The organism is Streptomyces sp. NPDC017676, from assembly GCF_044329325.1.
GTDB lineage: Bacteria > Actinomycetota > Actinomycetes > Streptomycetales > Streptomycetaceae > Streptomyces.
This window is the reverse complement of record NZ_JBIRJA010000002.1, coordinates 701,357-717,035: the sequence shown is the minus strand read 5'-3', so window position 1 is coordinate 717,035 and position 15,679 is coordinate 701,357. Positions and strand designations below refer to the sequence as shown.

The 15,679-nt window shown below is 67.2% G+C and carries 11 protein-coding genes and 2 pseudogenes; 10 read left to right on the top strand and 3 right to left on the bottom strand.

The window, feature by feature from the left end:
- Positions 1-21 precede the first annotated feature (21 nt).
- Together brxD and ACH4LD_RS07380 are read left to right on the top strand one after the other, a co-directional pair.
- The gene (brxD, locus tag ACH4LD_RS07385; protein ID WP_398106163.1) at positions 22-1,422 is read left to right on the top strand and encodes a BREX system ATP-binding protein BrxD; all 1,401 of its coding nucleotides are present in this window, start codon (positions 22-24) and stop codon (positions 1,420-1,422) included.
- Between the two features lie 56 nt (positions 1,423-1,478).
- Entirely contained in the window at positions 1,479-3,626 is a 2,148-nt protein-coding gene (locus tag ACH4LD_RS07380) for a DEAD/DEAH box helicase (RefSeq protein WP_398058951.1), read from the top strand.
- Positions 3,627-3,872: 246 nt separating this feature from the next.
- On the opposite strand, the gene ACH4LD_RS07375 is transcribed toward ACH4LD_RS07380, so the two are convergent.
- The 3 genes and pseudogenes from ACH4LD_RS07375 to ACH4LD_RS07365 all read right to left on the bottom strand — a co-directional run bounded on the left by ACH4LD_RS07375 (position 3,873) and on the right by ACH4LD_RS07365 (position 5,538).
- The gene (locus ACH4LD_RS07375; protein ID WP_398058952.1) at positions 3,873-4,286 is read right to left on the bottom strand and encodes an NUDIX hydrolase; all 414 of its coding nucleotides are present in this window, start codon (positions 4,284-4,286) and stop codon (positions 3,873-3,875) included.
- Positions 4,283-4,393, bottom strand: a pseudogene (locus ACH4LD_RS07370) (NUDIX hydrolase); the annotation flags it as partial. The pseudogene ACH4LD_RS07370 and the gene ACH4LD_RS07375, both read right to left, overlap by 4 nt.
- A 248-nt stretch (positions 4,394-4,641) precedes the next feature.
- Positions 4,642-5,538, bottom strand: a complete 897-nt coding sequence (locus tag ACH4LD_RS07365; protein ID WP_398058961.1) for a DUF5655 domain-containing protein — start codon at positions 5,536-5,538, stop codon at positions 4,642-4,644.
- Between the two features lie 588 nt (positions 5,539-6,126).
- On the opposite strand from ACH4LD_RS07365, the gene ACH4LD_RS07360 reads away from it, so the two are divergent.
- The 8 genes and pseudogenes from ACH4LD_RS07360 (at position 6,127) to ACH4LD_RS07325 (ending at position 15,654) form a co-directional block, all read left to right on the top strand.
- Entirely contained in the window at positions 6,127-6,402 is a 276-nt protein-coding gene (locus ACH4LD_RS07360) for a helix-turn-helix domain-containing protein (RefSeq protein WP_398058953.1), read from the top strand.
- A 128-nt stretch (positions 6,403-6,530) separates the two neighbouring features.
- Complete coding sequence (locus ACH4LD_RS07355; protein WP_398058962.1) at positions 6,531-6,809, top strand: serine hydrolase; 279 nt, start codon at positions 6,531-6,533, stop codon at positions 6,807-6,809.
- Positions 6,810-7,460: 651 nt separating this feature from the next.
- Positions 7,461-8,294 carry a hypothetical protein gene (locus tag ACH4LD_RS07350; protein ID WP_361292715.1) on the top strand — a complete coding sequence of 278 codons (834 nt, stop codon included), beginning with the start codon at positions 7,461-7,463 and terminating at the stop codon, positions 8,292-8,294.
- Positions 8,291-9,076, top strand: coding sequence for a hypothetical protein (locus tag ACH4LD_RS07345; RefSeq protein WP_398058954.1), 786 nt, complete (start codon positions 8,291-8,293; stop codon positions 9,074-9,076). The genes ACH4LD_RS07350 and ACH4LD_RS07345 overlap by 4 nt, the downstream gene beginning before the upstream one ends.
- A gap of 745 nt (positions 9,077-9,821) precedes the next feature.
- Positions 9,822-9,998: pseudogene (locus tag ACH4LD_RS07340) on the top strand (helix-turn-helix domain-containing protein); the annotation flags it as partial.
- Between the two features lie 588 nt (positions 9,999-10,586).
- Complete coding sequence (locus ACH4LD_RS07335; protein WP_229901339.1) at positions 10,587-11,048, top strand: hypothetical protein; 462 nt, start codon at positions 10,587-10,589, stop codon at positions 11,046-11,048.
- A gap of 59 nt (positions 11,049-11,107) precedes the next feature.
- Positions 11,108-12,358, top strand: coding sequence for a hypothetical protein (locus ACH4LD_RS07330; protein ID WP_398058963.1), 1,251 nt, complete (start codon positions 11,108-11,110; stop codon positions 12,356-12,358).
- Positions 12,355-15,654: a hypothetical protein gene (locus tag ACH4LD_RS07325; protein WP_398058955.1), complete on the top strand. Its 3,300-nt coding sequence runs from the start codon at positions 12,355-12,357 to the stop codon at positions 15,652-15,654. Before ACH4LD_RS07330 ends, ACH4LD_RS07325 begins: the two co-directional genes overlap by 4 nt.
- Positions 15,655-15,679: the final 25 nt, after the last annotated feature.

The window sequence follows — 15,679 nt, the reverse complement described above, 5'->3', positions numbered from 1 at the left end:
CGAGCACCGGCGGCGCGGTGCATGGCCGGGTGTCCGGCCAGGTGGGCGGCTGGATGGGAGACTATTCGGGTGAACGCGTTTGGATCTTCAGCATCCGGGGCTACCACCCCGGTCAGCGCGGTGCGGCGGCGTGCTGTCGTGGACGCGCTGCGGCGCGGCGCCGTCCCCGAGAGCGGCCTCGACCTGCTCGCCACCGGACTAGACCGCTTCGAGCGGGCCGTCGATGAGGAACTGGACACTGCCGCCGCAGGCGGTTCGGTGTTCAAGGCCGTGCGCGGCGAGTACGGATCCGGCAAGACTTTCTTCACTCGCTGGCTCAGCGAGCGCGCCAAACGGCGCACCTTTGCCGTGGCCGAGGTGCAGGTGTCAGAGACCGAGACCCCGCTGCACAAGCTGGAGACGGTCTACCGGCGACTCACCGAGCGCCTGGCCACCGCGAGCTTCCCACCCAGCGCCCTGCGGCCGGTCGTAGACGCCTGGTTCTACGCACTCGAGGAGGACGCACTCGCCGATGGCGCGAGCGAGAGCGAGCTGCCACAGGCCGTGGACCGGCTCCTCACTGCCCGCCTGGCCGAGGTGTCCCGACACGCCCCCGCGTTCGCCACCGCCCTGCGCGGATACAAGCAGTCCCTGGATACCGGCGACGAGGCCACCGCCGCTGCTGTGATGGCCTGGCTCGGCGGCCAGCCGCACGTCGCCGCAGCCGCCCGGCGCAGTGCAGGCGTCCGCGGCGACCTCGACCACTTCGGTGCCTTCGGCTTCCTTCAGGGCCTGCTCACCGTGCTGAGAGACGCCGGGCACGCCGGCCTCGTCCTCGTCCTGGACGAAGTAGAAACCCTGCAACGGGTCCGCTCCGACGCCCGCGACAAAGCACTCAACGCACTGCGGCAGCTCATCGACGAGGTCCACTCCGGCCGCTTCCCCGGCCTGTATCTCATCATCACCGGCACGCCCGCCTTCTACGACGGGCAGCAGGGCGTCCAGCGACTCGCACCGCTCGCCCAGCGCCTCGCCACCGACTTCACCACCGACCCCCGCTTCGACAACCCGCGGGCCGTCCAGATCCGGCTACCCGGATTCACCGAGGCATCACTGACCGGCCTGGGCACCACCATCCGCGACCTGTATACCGAAGGCTCCCAGTCCCCCGACAGGATCAAGCAGCTTGCCGACGACGCCTACCTCACCGACCTGGCCCGGGCTGTGGGCGGGGCACTGGGCGGGAAGGTAGGAGTCGCACCACGGCTGTACCTGAAGAAGCTGGTTGGCGACGTACTCGACCGGATCGACCAGTTCCCCGACTTCGACCCGCGCACGCACTACAAGCTGACCGTGGGCAGCAGTGAGCTCACCGTCACCGAACGGAACTTCGCCGCACCCGCACCAGCCGCCTCGGCTGACGACCTCAACCTCGACATCTAACGACCCAGTCCCGAAGTCCCGAACTCTGACGAACGAACAGCCCGGGAGTTGCAGACGTGCAGGAGCAGCCGCGCGGCACCGACCCGCTGGAGCGCCTCGACCCGGTAGTCCTGCACCACATCGTCAACACGCTCGGGTGGCCCGATCTGCGCCCGCTGCAGAAGGCGTCCGTGCACCCGCTGATGAACGGCGAGGACGCGATCCTGCTCGCGCCGACGGCGGGCGGGAAGACGGAGGCCGCCACCTTCCCCCTGCTGTCCGCCATGCGAGAGCAGCGCTGGACCGGCACCTCAGTCCTCTACCTGGCCCCGCTCAAGGCGCTCCTGAACAACCTGGTGCACCGGGTCGACAGCTACGCCCAGTGGCTGGGGCGCCGAGCCGCCCTCTGGCACGGCGACACCCCCGAGTCCGTACGCCGTCGCATCCGCACCGAATCCCCCGACTTCCTGCTCACCACACCCGAGTCGCTCGAAGCGATGCTCATCAGCGTCAAGACCGACCACGCACACATGCTGGGCCGGGTGCGTGCCGTCGTCGTCGATGAGGTGCACGCCTTCGCTGGGGACGACCGCGGCTGGCACCTGCTTGCCGTGCTCGAACGCCTGGAACGGCTCGCCAGCCACCGCATCCAGCGCATCGGGCTGTCCGCCACAGTCGGCAACCCCGACACCCTGCTCACCTGGCTCCAGGGCGCACGCCCCGCCGACCGCCCTGGCCGGGTCGTCGCCCCCGGCGTCACTCTGCCCGCCACAACCGGCACCACCGAACACCCGCGCCCCGCAGGAGAGGTGGAGCTCGACTACGTCGGATCGCTCGCCAACGCCGCCAAGGTGATCTCCGCCCTGCACCGAGGCGAGAAACGGCTCGTCTTCTGCGACTCCCGCAAGCAGGTGGAAGAACTCGGTGCGGCACTGCGCGCCCGCGACGTCACCGTGTTCCTCTCACACGCCTCACTGTCCACCGACGAACGCGCACGCTCCGAGCAGGCATTCGCCGAAGCCCGCGACTGCGTCATCGTCTCCACCTCCACCCTGGAACTCGGCATCGACGTCGGCGACCTCGACCGTGTCATCCAGATCGACTCACCCAGCACAGTGGCCTCGTTCCTGCAGCGCATCGGCCGCACCGGGCGTCGCGCCGGCACATCCCGCAACTGCCTGTTCCTCGCCACCCGACCCGACACCCTGCTCCAAGCCGCCGGCCTGCTCACTCTGTGGGCCCGTGGCTGGGTGGAACCCGTCACCCCGCCCCCCTCACCCCGCCATCTCGTCGCCCAGCAGCTCCTCGCCATCACCCTGCAGGAACACCGCGTCGGCGACCGGTTGTGGCCCGAGCAGTGGAACGGCCTGGCTCCCTTCGACCAGTCTGCCGCGCCCCTCCTGTCGCACCTGGTCGCGGAAGGCTTCCTCGACAGCGACGGCGGCATGCTGTTCATCGGCTCCGAAGCCGAGAAGCACTTCGGCCGCCGGCACTTCATGGAGCTGACCGCCTCCTTCACCGCACCCCCCGAGTTCACGGTGCTCGCTGGACGCACCGAGATCGGCACCACCGACCCCACCGTCCTCACCGAAGAACGACCGGGCCCGCGCCGCCTGCTGCTGGCCGGCCGCAGCTGGCAGGTCACGTTCATCGACTGGGCCCGACGCCGTGCCTTCGTGGAACCCGTCGAAGACGGCGGCATCGCCAAATGGCAGGGCAGCGAAGCTCGCGGGCTGTCCTACGTCCTCACGCGCGCCATGCGCGACGTCCTGCTCGGCACGGACCCCGACGTCCGCCTCACCCGCCGCGCCGTCGCGGCCCTCGCTGAACTCCGTATGGACCGCGCACCCCACGAAGTCCACCCGGCGGGCACCCTGCTGGTCCGCGACGCCGACGCCACCCGCTGGTGGACCTGGGCCGGATACCGCGCCAACGCCACCCTCACCGCCTCCCTCGGCAACCTCGCCGACCCCGTCCAGCGCCCCACGGACACCCATATCCGGCTCCGCCAGGACCTCTCCCCCATCGACTGGAAAGCCGCCCGCGCCGAACTCCCCGACTCCCTCACCCTGCCCACCGTTGACCCGCGGGCAGTCCGCGGCCTCAAGTTCTCGGCGGCCCTCCCGCCCCGCATCGCCACCACCACCCTCGCCGAACGCCTCGCCGACTTCGACGGCGCCCTCGCCGCAGCCCGCGAGCCCGTACGGATGGAATGGGGCACCTGAACAACCCGGAACACAGGCGGATTTTCAGGCGGCTGAGGTCCTTCTTGGCCTGGAGGACGCTCGCGCTTGTCTCGATGTCGATGCGGTCGCCGGTGCCGTCTACCCACCTAGGCTTCCACCACGAGGGGCAGGCAGGTCCTGCTCACCAAGATTGAGGTCCGCCTCCAGCAGCCACGCCCCAGTTCCAGTCCTGGTACTAACGCACTTACTCGAGCTCAAGAGATCGCCCATTTGAGATGGAACCACTCAGGTCGCCATGACCGCGTCGAGATACTCTTGCACCGGCTCGAACAGCCCATATGGCACATACTGCGGGATATCACCATGGGCGACCCACGCAAGCTCAGCCAACTCCTCGGCGTCCGCGACATGAGCAGTACCGCCCACCACCTCACAGGCCGTGTACGACATCAACCGACCTGTCTTCGGGTGGACCCGCTCGCCGAGCAGCTTCATGGCGGCCACCTCCACCCCGGTCTCCTCGTGGGTCTCTCGTACGGCGGCGTCTTCGCGGCTCTCGCCCGGCTCAATTTCGCCGGCCGGGAACTGCCACGAGAGCTGTCCCTCGCTGACCCGGCGCCGCACCATGAGCACGCGCCCCTCGCTGACGACGATGGCCGCGGCGATGCCCGGCTGCTCCTCCGCGTTCTGCTGCGTCACATCTGCTCCTCCAGGACAGCCAGGATGCGTGGGAAGATCGTATCGACGGGGATGAAGCGGGGGACCGAGTTTCTTGGGACCCACATGACATCGATGTTCTCGACTGCGTTCGTTGCCGAGGCGTAAGGCGGACTGCAGCAGGCAGGCGTAGCAGCCGGTCCAGCGCTCGACCACGTCCATGATGCTGCCCCCTCATCGTCGCTCTGGTGCAGGAACCTGCGCGCGGAAGGTGCACGCCTACCGCACTGGCACTGCATGGTCACGCAGCTGGAGCGTCGGAAGAATCGGAGTCGCCAGGAGCCAGGCAAACACCCGCCACAGGCTCAGCCCTTGGGCAGGCCGCAGAAGGGACGAGTCACGCTGCCGCGTAGCTCGCCAGGAACAGATTTTGCGCCCGCTCCACATCCCTCGGCGTACGCAACTGCACCTCCAGATCACCCGTCCCATGGTGACCGAGACCGGAGACATCCCGGGTGAATCCCGGGACAAGGTCGACGTCCTTCGGGTCAACCTTCAGGTAGACCAGCAGCTTGCTCCGCTGCGGCGGACAGAGGCAGGCGAAGTTCCGCAGCCGCTGGTACGCCCGGTACGTTTTGCGCTCGACGCGGTTCACACCGTCCCCGAGCCCGAGCAATGCCTCATCGACCGCGCTCGCCAGCTCAACCATCGACGCGTCCTGGATGCCGGCTGTCGCCCGGGCAACCGCCTGGCGGCGGGCTCGGCGTGCCGCCTGCATGCCGCCGCTCCCGGACGCCACGGTCTCAAGCCCGAGCAGGTCGCTCCCGAACAGTCGGTAGCGAACCAGGTCGATCGACCGCCGGTGCTCGTGCACGGCATGCACGTCGTAACGCGTGAAGTCGCCGGCGATACAGATCAGGCGAGGGCTGCTCCACAAGACCTGGGACGCGGCCCTCATCCCGAGCCGCTCGAGGACCAGGTGCTCGAACTCGGCACGGTGGTCCATTAGCCACGCCAGGTAGAACAGGCCCTGGTTGATGACGCCGGCGTCGATGCCGCGCTTGTACTCGACGATGACCGGCGATCCGTTCTCGTCCAGCCCGAGCGAATCGATCCGGCCCTTGTGGACCGGCCCGGTGCCGTACTCACTCGCCAGGAAACGGACGCCTAGCAGCGTCTCCATGTGCGCCTCGACGAGACCCTGCACATCTGCCTCGACCTCAGCAAGACGCGGCATGACCTCGCTCACTCCGCATTGCGATGCGTCCGTCCGGAACAACTTCAAGCCGACCACCCCCGTTATCGCATAGGAGATCGACAACGTCGGACAGGCAGAGATTTGTTTCCGCAACCGGCGCGAGTCACGTGAAGAACGTGTGCCCGAGGCCCGATCGACCGGGCCAGTTGCCCCGGCGCGCAGCACGCAGGCCGGTGGTGGCCGTGATTCGTCGGCGTCCAGCACGAATCCAGCACGGCACAGGAGATGCGGGGTTGACGGCAGGTGACGAGGGGTCAGGAAATCCAGCACCTATCCAGCCCGTTGAACATCAACGGGCCTGACCCCGAAGAGCCAGACCCCAATTGACCTGCAGTGGTGCAACGGGGCGAACTGCGACCCATGCAACACCCAACTGATCCGTGGTAACCGTTCGTCACAGTGCTGGGCAATGCAGTGAAGTGATGGACCCTGCCGACTCCTCTCCGGCATCGCGCCTTACGCTGTCAGAGCGAGCCCCTCCACGGCGAGCGAGGCAACATAGCCCCAAATCGCCGGTTAGCCAAACCGGCGATAACGCGGAGTATTGACGGTCACCGCGATGACGGGCGCATGCGGTGTCCGTAGGCCCGACACGGGCTACCCGCCAAGACGAAAGTAATCGGAATGCACACGCAGATCGAAGAGACTCTAGGCCCTCGCTATAGCCCCGCTCACATCCGCGCCAACTGGGGCGGAACGGGGAGCGTGGAGGACGCCTCAAAGGCGCTGGGATTCTCACGGGCCAAGGGATACGACCTGATCCGCAGCGGGCAGTTTCCGTGCCGTGTGCTACGCATCGGCCGTAAGACGCGTGTTGTCACGGCGTCCCTACTCCGCGTCCTCGAAAGCGGAGATCCGGAGTATAACGATGCCCGCGCCGGATGCCGCCCCACACCCTAAGCCGGCTTCGACGAGGCTCCGCTTCCGGCGGGGCTTCGTCGTTCCAAGCACGCCCTCTCACTACCCCGCTCTGAAGGCAGACTGGCCAGCCGTGTCGCCGGGTCGAGTACACCGACCGGGCCGCGCTCATCCTCGGCTACCTCGCCGAACACCTCACCAGCCAACCCTTGGACCAGCTGTCCACCGCCCGCACGTGGCACCCACTGGGCATGAACTCCACCCGCTTCGTCCCCCTGCCTACAGAAAATCGCCGCTCGCTGCGCCTCCCGAACTCGACCAGGACACCGACAGCCACCTCAAGGGAACAGCTCACGACTTCTCCGCACGCCTCGTGGGCGGCGTCTGCGGCATCGTCGGCGTCTTCACCATCCTCGACGACCTCGCTGCCTTCCTGCGCTACATGCTGAACACCGACACCGCGCCAAGGCAGGCTGGCTTCGGTCCCGCTTGGACCACCGAGTCGCTGACGATCCAGACCGGCGCGCTGCAACCCGCGCGCGGCTTCTTCTGGCATCCCGCCCCTGGCACCACCGCCGAACAGTCACGGGCACAGGAATGTGGGTCTCACCCACCAGGGGCCTGTGGGCAGTGCTCCTGACCAACAAGCTCTACTACACCCGCGACCGCGGACCACTGACCGATGTCCGCAACGCCTTCCGTGAACTCGCCTTCGTGTAAGCGGTGCGTGTGGCCGCATGAAGGAAACGTCGTAGGCCGCCATTCACATCGGACGCCGTCGGACGTGAGCCGAGCCCCTCACAGCCGCAATGCATTCCGCTGCCTCGCCTTGGACTGAGCAAGTCCGTGCCCCGATCCAGCGGCCAATACGGCAGCGGCGAACTAGGTCACCGCCAGCACTGCGAACAGAGAGGCGTAACCGCCCAGTTCGCGCGCAAGTGCGGCCCCGGCGAAGGTCGCGATGGGCCGCCGACGGAGTCGGGGGCCCATTTGGTTGTTGGCAGTCGAGGGTGGGCCGGCCGAGGGCCCGGGTGTGGATCCTCGCACCAGGACAACGAATCCGACCGGTGTTGTCAGTGGGGCCGTGCAAACTGGATGCCGTGACGACACCCGACGTCCGAGGACTAGAGCAGCTTGAGCGCGCCGTCCTAGACGACGCTGCCTCTCTCGCCACTGCGCTCCGGCAGTGCCTCATGTTGGCCGGCTACGCGCGCCATGAGGAGCTGCGCGCATGGGCGCTGAAAGAGCTGGAGGGGTACGCGGCGTCCGATGAGCTGCCCTCTTACCGGAAGGTGCCAGCCGCGCTCGAAGTCGTGGTCGATCTCTACCTTCCAGGTCAGATCATTCGGGACAATACCCAGCGGGTCAGTCCAAACCAACTACCTCAACACGCCCAGGATCGCGGCATCGGGGAGAGCGCGCCGATCCGACAAGGAGTACGGGAACTCGAAGCGCTGGTCGCCCGCACCGACAGGGCGTCGGTACGCCTGAGCCCGCCCGGTTCTGCCGACTACGCCCTACTGATGACGCAGGAGCAGCATCAGCAGGGAAACGAAGGTTCCCAGATCACCTCTCTGCACTGGGACGTCTCCGTCGCCAGTATCGCGGGCGTCCTCGATCAAATCAGAACACGTCTGACCCAGTTCGTCGCGGAAGTGAGAGCAGCCATGCCCCCGGGCCAGCAGAACCCGAACCCCGACCAGATCAACTCGGCCGCGCAACAGGCCCTCAACATCACAGGAGGCGACGGCTCCACTTTCAACATCGTGGCGCCGAACGCGAAAGCGGACCGCGGCGGCACCGCGAGCGCCAACGTCAATGAACCCGCGCCCGCGACTCCGCAGCCCTGGTGGCACCGCACCTCGGTCATCTGGGGTGCCATCGCCGCTCTGGGGACGGTTGCTGGCGTCATCGTCACCGTGGCCGTGAAGTGAGATTCCGCCGAAGCCGCCTCGACAGACTGGAAGGCGACGTCCTCGACGAGAGCCGCCCGCTCGCGCCGATCTTGCGCCAGGTGATCACCCTGGGCGGGCACGCTCACTCCGAACCGTTGCGGGCCTGGGCGCTGCGGGAACTCCAGGGTTACGAGGGCACGGACGTGCCGATTCCCGACTACCGGAGAATCTCAGCCCCCCTGGTGATGGATGGCCTCGCTGGGATGTACCAGTTTCGGGAGCAGCCGGTCAGCATGTTCGACCTGCCGGACTTCGCCCGTGACAGCCTGGGCGGCGAACTTCGCCTCGGGCAGGGCGTCGGCCAGATCGAGTCCCTCATCGCCGGAAATTCTGGCCAGACTGTGCAGCTCGGTCCGGCCATGGCTGCCGACCTGGCCGTGTTCATGAGCCAGAACTCGCCCAGGCAGGTTCTCAGGCTGTACTGGGCTGTGCACCCGTCAGCCCTGGAGGGCATTCTGGACCAGGTCCGCACGCGACTCGTCCAGCTCGTCGGGGAGTTGCGGGCCGCGATGCCACAAGGGCAAAAAGATCCGACACCGGACCAGGTCGCTCAAGCACTTCAAAGCATCAACATCATCACGGGCGACAACTCCTCTGTGACCGTCACGGCGCCTATTGCGGTCGCGCGCCATCGTGGATCAGCGCGAGCCGAAGTCAGCGGAGGGGCCCAGCAAACCTCTGCACGGACAGCGATCGTCTGGGCCGTCTCGGTCGCCCTGGTTGCAGCCGCGGCGGTCATTGTCTGGGGGGCGTGGTCCTGAAGCGAGCTGACCCACGAGGGCACATGAGCCTGAGAATCGGCCGCGTACCGCGCCTCCAGGTCCTCCAGCGCGTCGCGAGCGCTCTGCTCACCGACGGTCTGCAGATCGGGGTCGATGAAGAACGGTGACCTGGCCCGGCGCAGCGCAGCGGGTGGCATCGGGGATGAGATACCACCGCTGGTCGCCCTCCGGCGACGTCCAGGCCGCGACCACCGGCTCCCCGAGCGAGTCGACGAGGATGGGCGGCAGCTCGCCCACAGCGGGGTGGTCCGCCCTGCCGGAACGGTAGCCGTCGTACGACTGAGAGCGGTACAACTTCAGACTCCACCACGGTGCACCCTCGGGGCGGGTCAGCAGCCGGATCGCCAGATCACGGTCAGCGCCCTCCAGACCCGGCGCGATCTCGGGCCGCATCCCCTTGGGCAGGCGCCGACCAACGGCGCTGGTGGACTGGTCACTGAGGTGCACGGAGGCGTCCACCGACGAGAACACGTTACGGGGACGGTCCCCTTCGGCGTGGCCGACGACGGCGAAGACCGGAGCGACCTCGCCACCCTGTCGTGCACCACGGCTCCTTCGCTGGCCGGCCCTGCGACCGAGAGGCACAGACCGCGCGCGTCCTGAGGGGCGACCAGCGATGGCCCCAAGCTCTGGACGGTAGTTGCCCGCAACCGCCTTGGCCGGGCTCAGGATCGCCCCGTCGTGAATAGTTGCAGTGAACTGTTCACTACGTTTTGCTTCCGGTATGGCACAGTCCCTCCGTCCCCAGGCCCTGCAACGCCAACGACTGTTCAGAGACATGAGCGTGGAACAGCTCGCCGAGGCTGTAGGGGTTACGCCACGTGCTGTACGCCACTGGGAAGCGGGAACACGGACTGTTGGTGACCGAGCTTTCGGCCGATTGCTAGAGGTTCTGCGATGTGGTGCGCAGGATCTGACAGGGCGCGAACCGGGTACCGAGAGCCTGGCCGACTTGCGTCGTGATGCTGGCTTGAGCACGGAAGAGGCCGCCTCAGCTCTACGACGCAAGCGTGGTGCACACGGTCTGCATATCAGCGCCGAGAAGATCCGCGATCTTGAACGCGGCAGACGTGTGCGCGGCTGGATGTGGGGATCTCCCGAGACCCTGGGGAGAGTGGCGCACATGATTGCCCAGGTCTATAGAGTCCCCGACCGGGTGGTGATGGATGCCTGGCGCCGCAGCCGCCCGGAGGACCCTCTCCCAGTGCTTCCCGTCCGACGTCCCCGTCAGCCTTCCGAGGAGTCGATGGCTGTATGGAGGGCCCTCAACGAGCGGCAACGTACCTATCTGACGTGCATCTTCCGTCACGACCAGGAGGTAGAGGAAGAACAGCGGCAGGCCCGCTTGGTGGGAGCGGAACAGCGACCAGCAGCCGAATGGCGGCGCATGACGTTGGCAGTCTCCGCCTCGTCTGATGTAGTCGGGTACACCCGCATTCAGGAGGGGCTGCGCGCAGCGGGGGTACATGACCCAGGAGCTGGATCGTCGGTGGCCGCTTTGGAGCGGCGTGGCCTGATCGTCGTGTACCGGGACCGGCTGTATGTCGACGGTCTGGGGGATATCCCCCGTACCCGGGTGGAGATGACCCGGCACGGGCGAGCGGTGGCCCGTGCGGCCCTCGGGGCTCCCCGGGAAGCAGGACCACCAGCGCCGCTGCTGTCGTTGTGGCTCTGGAAGATCATGGTCCGGGTCGCGCGCGCCGGAGCGCAGGGGGTGGACGGCAGCCTCGCCGGGCGTGGGCCGCATTACCTGGCGGTGGGGCAAAGCCCTGATGGACGGACCCCGAGCCGGGGCTTCATCGTGTTGCGGCACCCCGACGGAGTGACTCACGGACCGTACCGGTGGTTCCTCACCGACTCCGGGCGAAGCCACATCGCCGACCACCTCGACGCCTACCGCGGCCTGTATCCCAGCATCGACACCGAGGGCCTCGACGAGAGCTCTGGCTGAACTCCCCTCGGGATTCCCAGGGCCCATTGTCAGTGGCCTGCCGTATGGTCCGGCACGTGATGCAAGCTGACGACACAACGGACATTCAGCAGACTCACGCACTGCTGGAAATCGTCAAGGCGTTCGCCGTGTGCGAGCACGCGATGGTCGGCGAGGGACTGGACGGGCCGAGACGCCTGGACCGCCTCATGGAGGCCCACGGCATCCTGATGGCGGCATGCGGCCCGGGGCACCTGATCCTGTTCGACGAACTGATGGGCAGGCTCACTGGCGACCGGGCTGGCTCACTGGAAGGGCTGCTGCCCGACTGGATCGACAGCGAGGCTCTCGCTGGCGTGCGGCTCATGGACAGCGAGGGCGTTGCCACGGAGGACGGGTTCGACTTCCGGCACGAAGCCCAGCGCGTCCTGCGGGCCGCGCAGAAGGTCGGGAAGTTCACCGGGCAGGTAACGAAACCGAAGCTGGATGACGAGTACAGCCAGGAAGCCGTCTTCAGCGCGATCAAGGGCTCCTTCTACCAGAGGCACCGCACCACTCTGGTTGAGAACCCGACGGTGCCGACGGGCAGTCTCACGGAGCTCAAGCTGCCCTCCCGGGCGAACGACTTCTACAAGCCGATCGCCCAGTACGCGCAGTTCAACGGCTGGTGGTGGCCCTGCCCCGCCTGCAAGTGGCCGATGAAGGTGACAGCTGCCCGCACCGGCGCGCGCACAAGGGGAAGGGTGCGGTGTCTGTACCCCTGGCACGAGGAGACGGGCGCGTCGTACGAGTTCGTCGTGACCGCCCGGAAGAAGTCGGCCCCCGAACTGAGTCCGACGTTCGAATGCCGGGTCCCGTCCGGCCGGTTCGCACGCCTATGGACCGGGGCCGTACCGCACGTGCCGCAGGCTAAGCCGGCCGCAGAGTACATGGCGCTGGTACGGCCGGTGTGGCGCTACACCGTCATCCCTGGCCTACCCGAACTGGCCCTGCACCGAGCCGCCGCGACGGCCCTGGAGGGAAGCGCCTGGACATCACATCTGTGGCCCAACGGGGACCAGTGTGACCTGTGGATCACCCGCGAAGGAAGCGAACAGCCGCACTTTCCTGCTGACTTCAAAGACTACACCTGGCCGAATCACCTGGTCAGCAAGCTTCATATGGACGGCGGCGATAAGGGCGGCGCCGAGTACCTGGTAGTGCCCGACCATCGCCAGGACCAGGTGGCCCAGCTCCACGCGGTGTGCCGCACATACAGGATGAAGGCGGCGATGACCGCGACGGACTACCTCGAGATGGTCATCACGCAGATCAAGGAGGGCAAGGCGTGAGCGGGGAGATGACGGGTAAGGAAGCCGGCCTGGCTGGAGCACTCGCTCTGGCCGCGCACTACTTTCCCCGCAAGGACGACGAGGGGCGCATCCTGGCCGGCTTCGAAGAAGCCACGTTCTTCGCCCACCGCAAGCCGCAGGCATGGTCGGATTGGGCGAGCTTGCCAGTGGCCGAGCGGAACCTGATCCGTCAGGTGATGGCCTTGATGGCTCCCGAATGGACGGATGCGAAGAAACTCAGGGCCGCCGTCCTCGCGCTCCTAGGCACCCTGGCCCCCGATCCCGACCTCGCGGACAGGTCGGGAGGTTCGCTGCGGCTGCCGGCCGGAGACCCACAGCTGGCCGAGGCGGTGATCCCCAGGGTGGGAGGGGATTTCCTCGGATACGCACAACGCGTCACCGGGCCGTTCTTCACCTTCGGCAAGCGCCCCAAGGCACAGGCGTTCGCGGGCCCAGGAACCCTCAAGACGAGGACGGCCTACCTGGGCCAAGAGCACGGCACGACCAGCAGGGAGATCCATATCCAGGCGACTCCCGGCTTCCTTGAAGCGCCCGGCCACGAGGTGCTCCCGCAGGTGCACACCCGCCCGCAGCGCGACCGGGTCGGGCCGACAGTGAACCAACTCCTGGATGTCGCCAAGATCCTTAGCGGCCAGGACAAGAGCGTCGCCTACCTGCACAAGGTGCTCAAGCGCTTCTTCAAGGCAATGAAGACGACCGACGGCGAGCTGACCGAACTGGACCTGACGTCCGGAGACCTGCAGGTCCTCAACGCCCCCACGGGAAGCGGCAAAACGGTACTCGTACGGGTCATGGCGTCCTGGGCAGCGCTCAACGACCGGCGAATCGCCCTCGCCGTCACCGATGTCCGCGCCACCCTGGACATGGCCTGGGACATCAACAACGACCTGGCCTATCTGCACAAGAACAAGCACCTAGCCGAGCCCGCTCACTGCACTCCGCTGATGTCCCCGTCGAGCATGCACCGGCGGGCCATGGACTACGCCGCCCTGGGTACCTCCACCCAGATCGACGAATGGGACCGGCGCGCCAGGACCGACATCGCGCTGCTGTCGGCCGGCTGCGCGCAGCGGGCGTTGATGGACCCGCCCACCCTGTATCCGTACGGGGAGGAGAACTGCACCTCGCTGACCTCTCCGGCCACCGGCTCCACCCGGCTCACCTGCTCCTTCGCCCCGGTGTGCGGCAAGTTCCAGCAGTTCTACCGGGCCACCGACGCGGCCGTGATCGTCACCAACCACGCCAACCTCCTGGAAGGCCGCACACGCATCGGCGTCGTCCTGGACGGGCAGGAGTTCCGCGGCAAGGCACGTGGCACCAGGGGCATGAGCGTGCTGGAGATGACGCTGCGCGCCTGCGATGCGCTGGTGATCGATGAGATCGATGCCTTCCAGACGGCCGCCATCAGCCGCTGTACCTCGGAGCTCACTCTGGCTTCCCGGAAACGAACGACCGCGTTGCGGGAGATCGACTCGGACGCCAGGAACCTGCCCGTCGTCCATGAGATGTCCCTTGCAGCGCCGGTCAGCCACGCGCGGCTCATGGCCGAGATGCTGCTGCTGTGGCTCTGCTCAGGCAGCGGGCTCAGGCTGAACCCGGGCAACGAGGCGGACAGCCCTGACGGGGCCAGCCGCGACAACACCGGCTGGCGCCTGGCCCGCTCGAGGGACCGTGAAATCCTTCAGCTCCTGTTCCCCCACCAGACCGCGGCCGACGACGTTCCGCCCGAGCTGTTCGCCTTCCTCGACGAGATCATGCCCGCCCGCTGGTACGCGGCCGGACCGGATGAGGAGGCCAAGCTTCCCGACGGAGCCGACTGGGACGCCATCCAAACAGCCCTGACGATCCTCACCGCGCAGCGCGGCCAGGACCACCTCACCGACACTCGCGACGCGATGCGCACGCTCCTGCGTGAGCTCGTGCCCGATGCGCATCAGCAGGCCGCCGTGGTGAACCTGTTGATCACCCGCACCGTGCTACGGGAACTCGACAGCGCGCTGGACGAGCTGCGCATGCAGGCCCAGACCCTGCGCTATCTCGACCTGGGATCGGTCCGCAAGATCCTTGAAAGCATGCGCAGCAGCACGGTCGCCACCCTCTACCCCCTGGCCATGCTGGGCCGCTCCATCCACGGCTACCAGGTCAAGGGCATGGACAAAAAGGAGCAGGAAGCGGAACTCCTGTCACGTTCTTTCGGCGGCGATCCGCACACCTTCGTCAGCGAACTCGGCGGCCTCACCGCCCTGCTGGCGGCCGGCGTGCAGCGTCCCGTCATGGGCCTGTCCGCCACCGCCTACCTACCACAGGCCGTACAGGAACACATCCATGCCCCGGTCCGCTGGTGGCTCCCCGACACCCGTCCGGAGTCCATCGTCACCCTCGCCACGCCTGTACGGGGCAGCAGCGGGGATGCCATGAGGATCGGGGGTCTCCCGCCAGAGCTGAAGCCCAACGCACTGCGCGATCTCGGCCGGGGCCTGTACGAGCAGCAGCTCGCCAAGCGCCTGGCCCGCCTGGAGAAGCACGAACCGGAACGGGCCCGCGTCATCCTCGCCGTCAACTCCTATGAGCAGGCCGCCTATCTCGCCTCCGGGGTGGCACAGGCCGACGGGCTGAACCACCGGATCTGCCTGCTGGTGAAGAAGCCGGAGAAACAGAACTACGAGGAGCACCTACCTGCCCACGTGGACCGGATGGTCCGCGAAGAGCTCAAGGAGTTCCCCGACCGCGGAGAGATCCTTATCGCCCCCCTCGCCGTCATCGGCCGGGGCCTGAACATCGTCGTCGGAACGCGCTCGGCAGTCCGCGACATCTATCTGTGCGTCCGGCCTGTCCTGAGCATCGAGGACACCGACTGGCTGCACGCAAGCGTCAACGCCGCCGGTTACAACACCCTTCCCGCCGGCGGCAGCGACGAGCCCTTGGCCGTCCTGCGCGCAGCAGGCGAAGCCTCCTGGAAGCAACTCACCAAGATCCTTCGCTCCCCGGCCCGGTTCTCCAATATGGACCACGACCTGCGCAAGGAACTCGTCGCAGGAATGCTCGTCCTGCTCATCCAGCTCGCCGGCCGTGCCCGGCGGGGCGAGACCGACATGACCCTCCACATCGTGGACCACTCCATCCACGACAAGAAGTTCAGCTCCGACCTGGCCACGATCATCGAACAGATCTACCGCGACTGGACTCCGAAACAGCGCGACATCATGAATGAGCTCTACGGTCAAGCGCTTCAGGCATTCCTGACCTATGCAGGGCTCGACCGCGAGACGCTCTGAACTGACCACGCCCGTCTCCGCCTTG

Excerpts from the sequence above, each read along its gene's own strand:
- ACH4LD_RS07330 (WP_398058963.1), top strand. The coding sequence starts at position 11,108 with ATGCAAGCTGACGACACAACGGACATTCAGCAGACTCACGCACTGCTG.
- ACH4LD_RS07360 (WP_398058953.1), top strand. The coding sequence starts at position 6,127 with ATGCACACGCAGATCGAAGAGACTCTAGGCCCTCGCTATAGCCCCGCT.
- brxD (WP_398106163.1), top strand. The coding sequence starts at position 22 with ATGGCCGGGTGTCCGGCCAGGTGGGCGGCTGGATGGGAGACTATTCGG.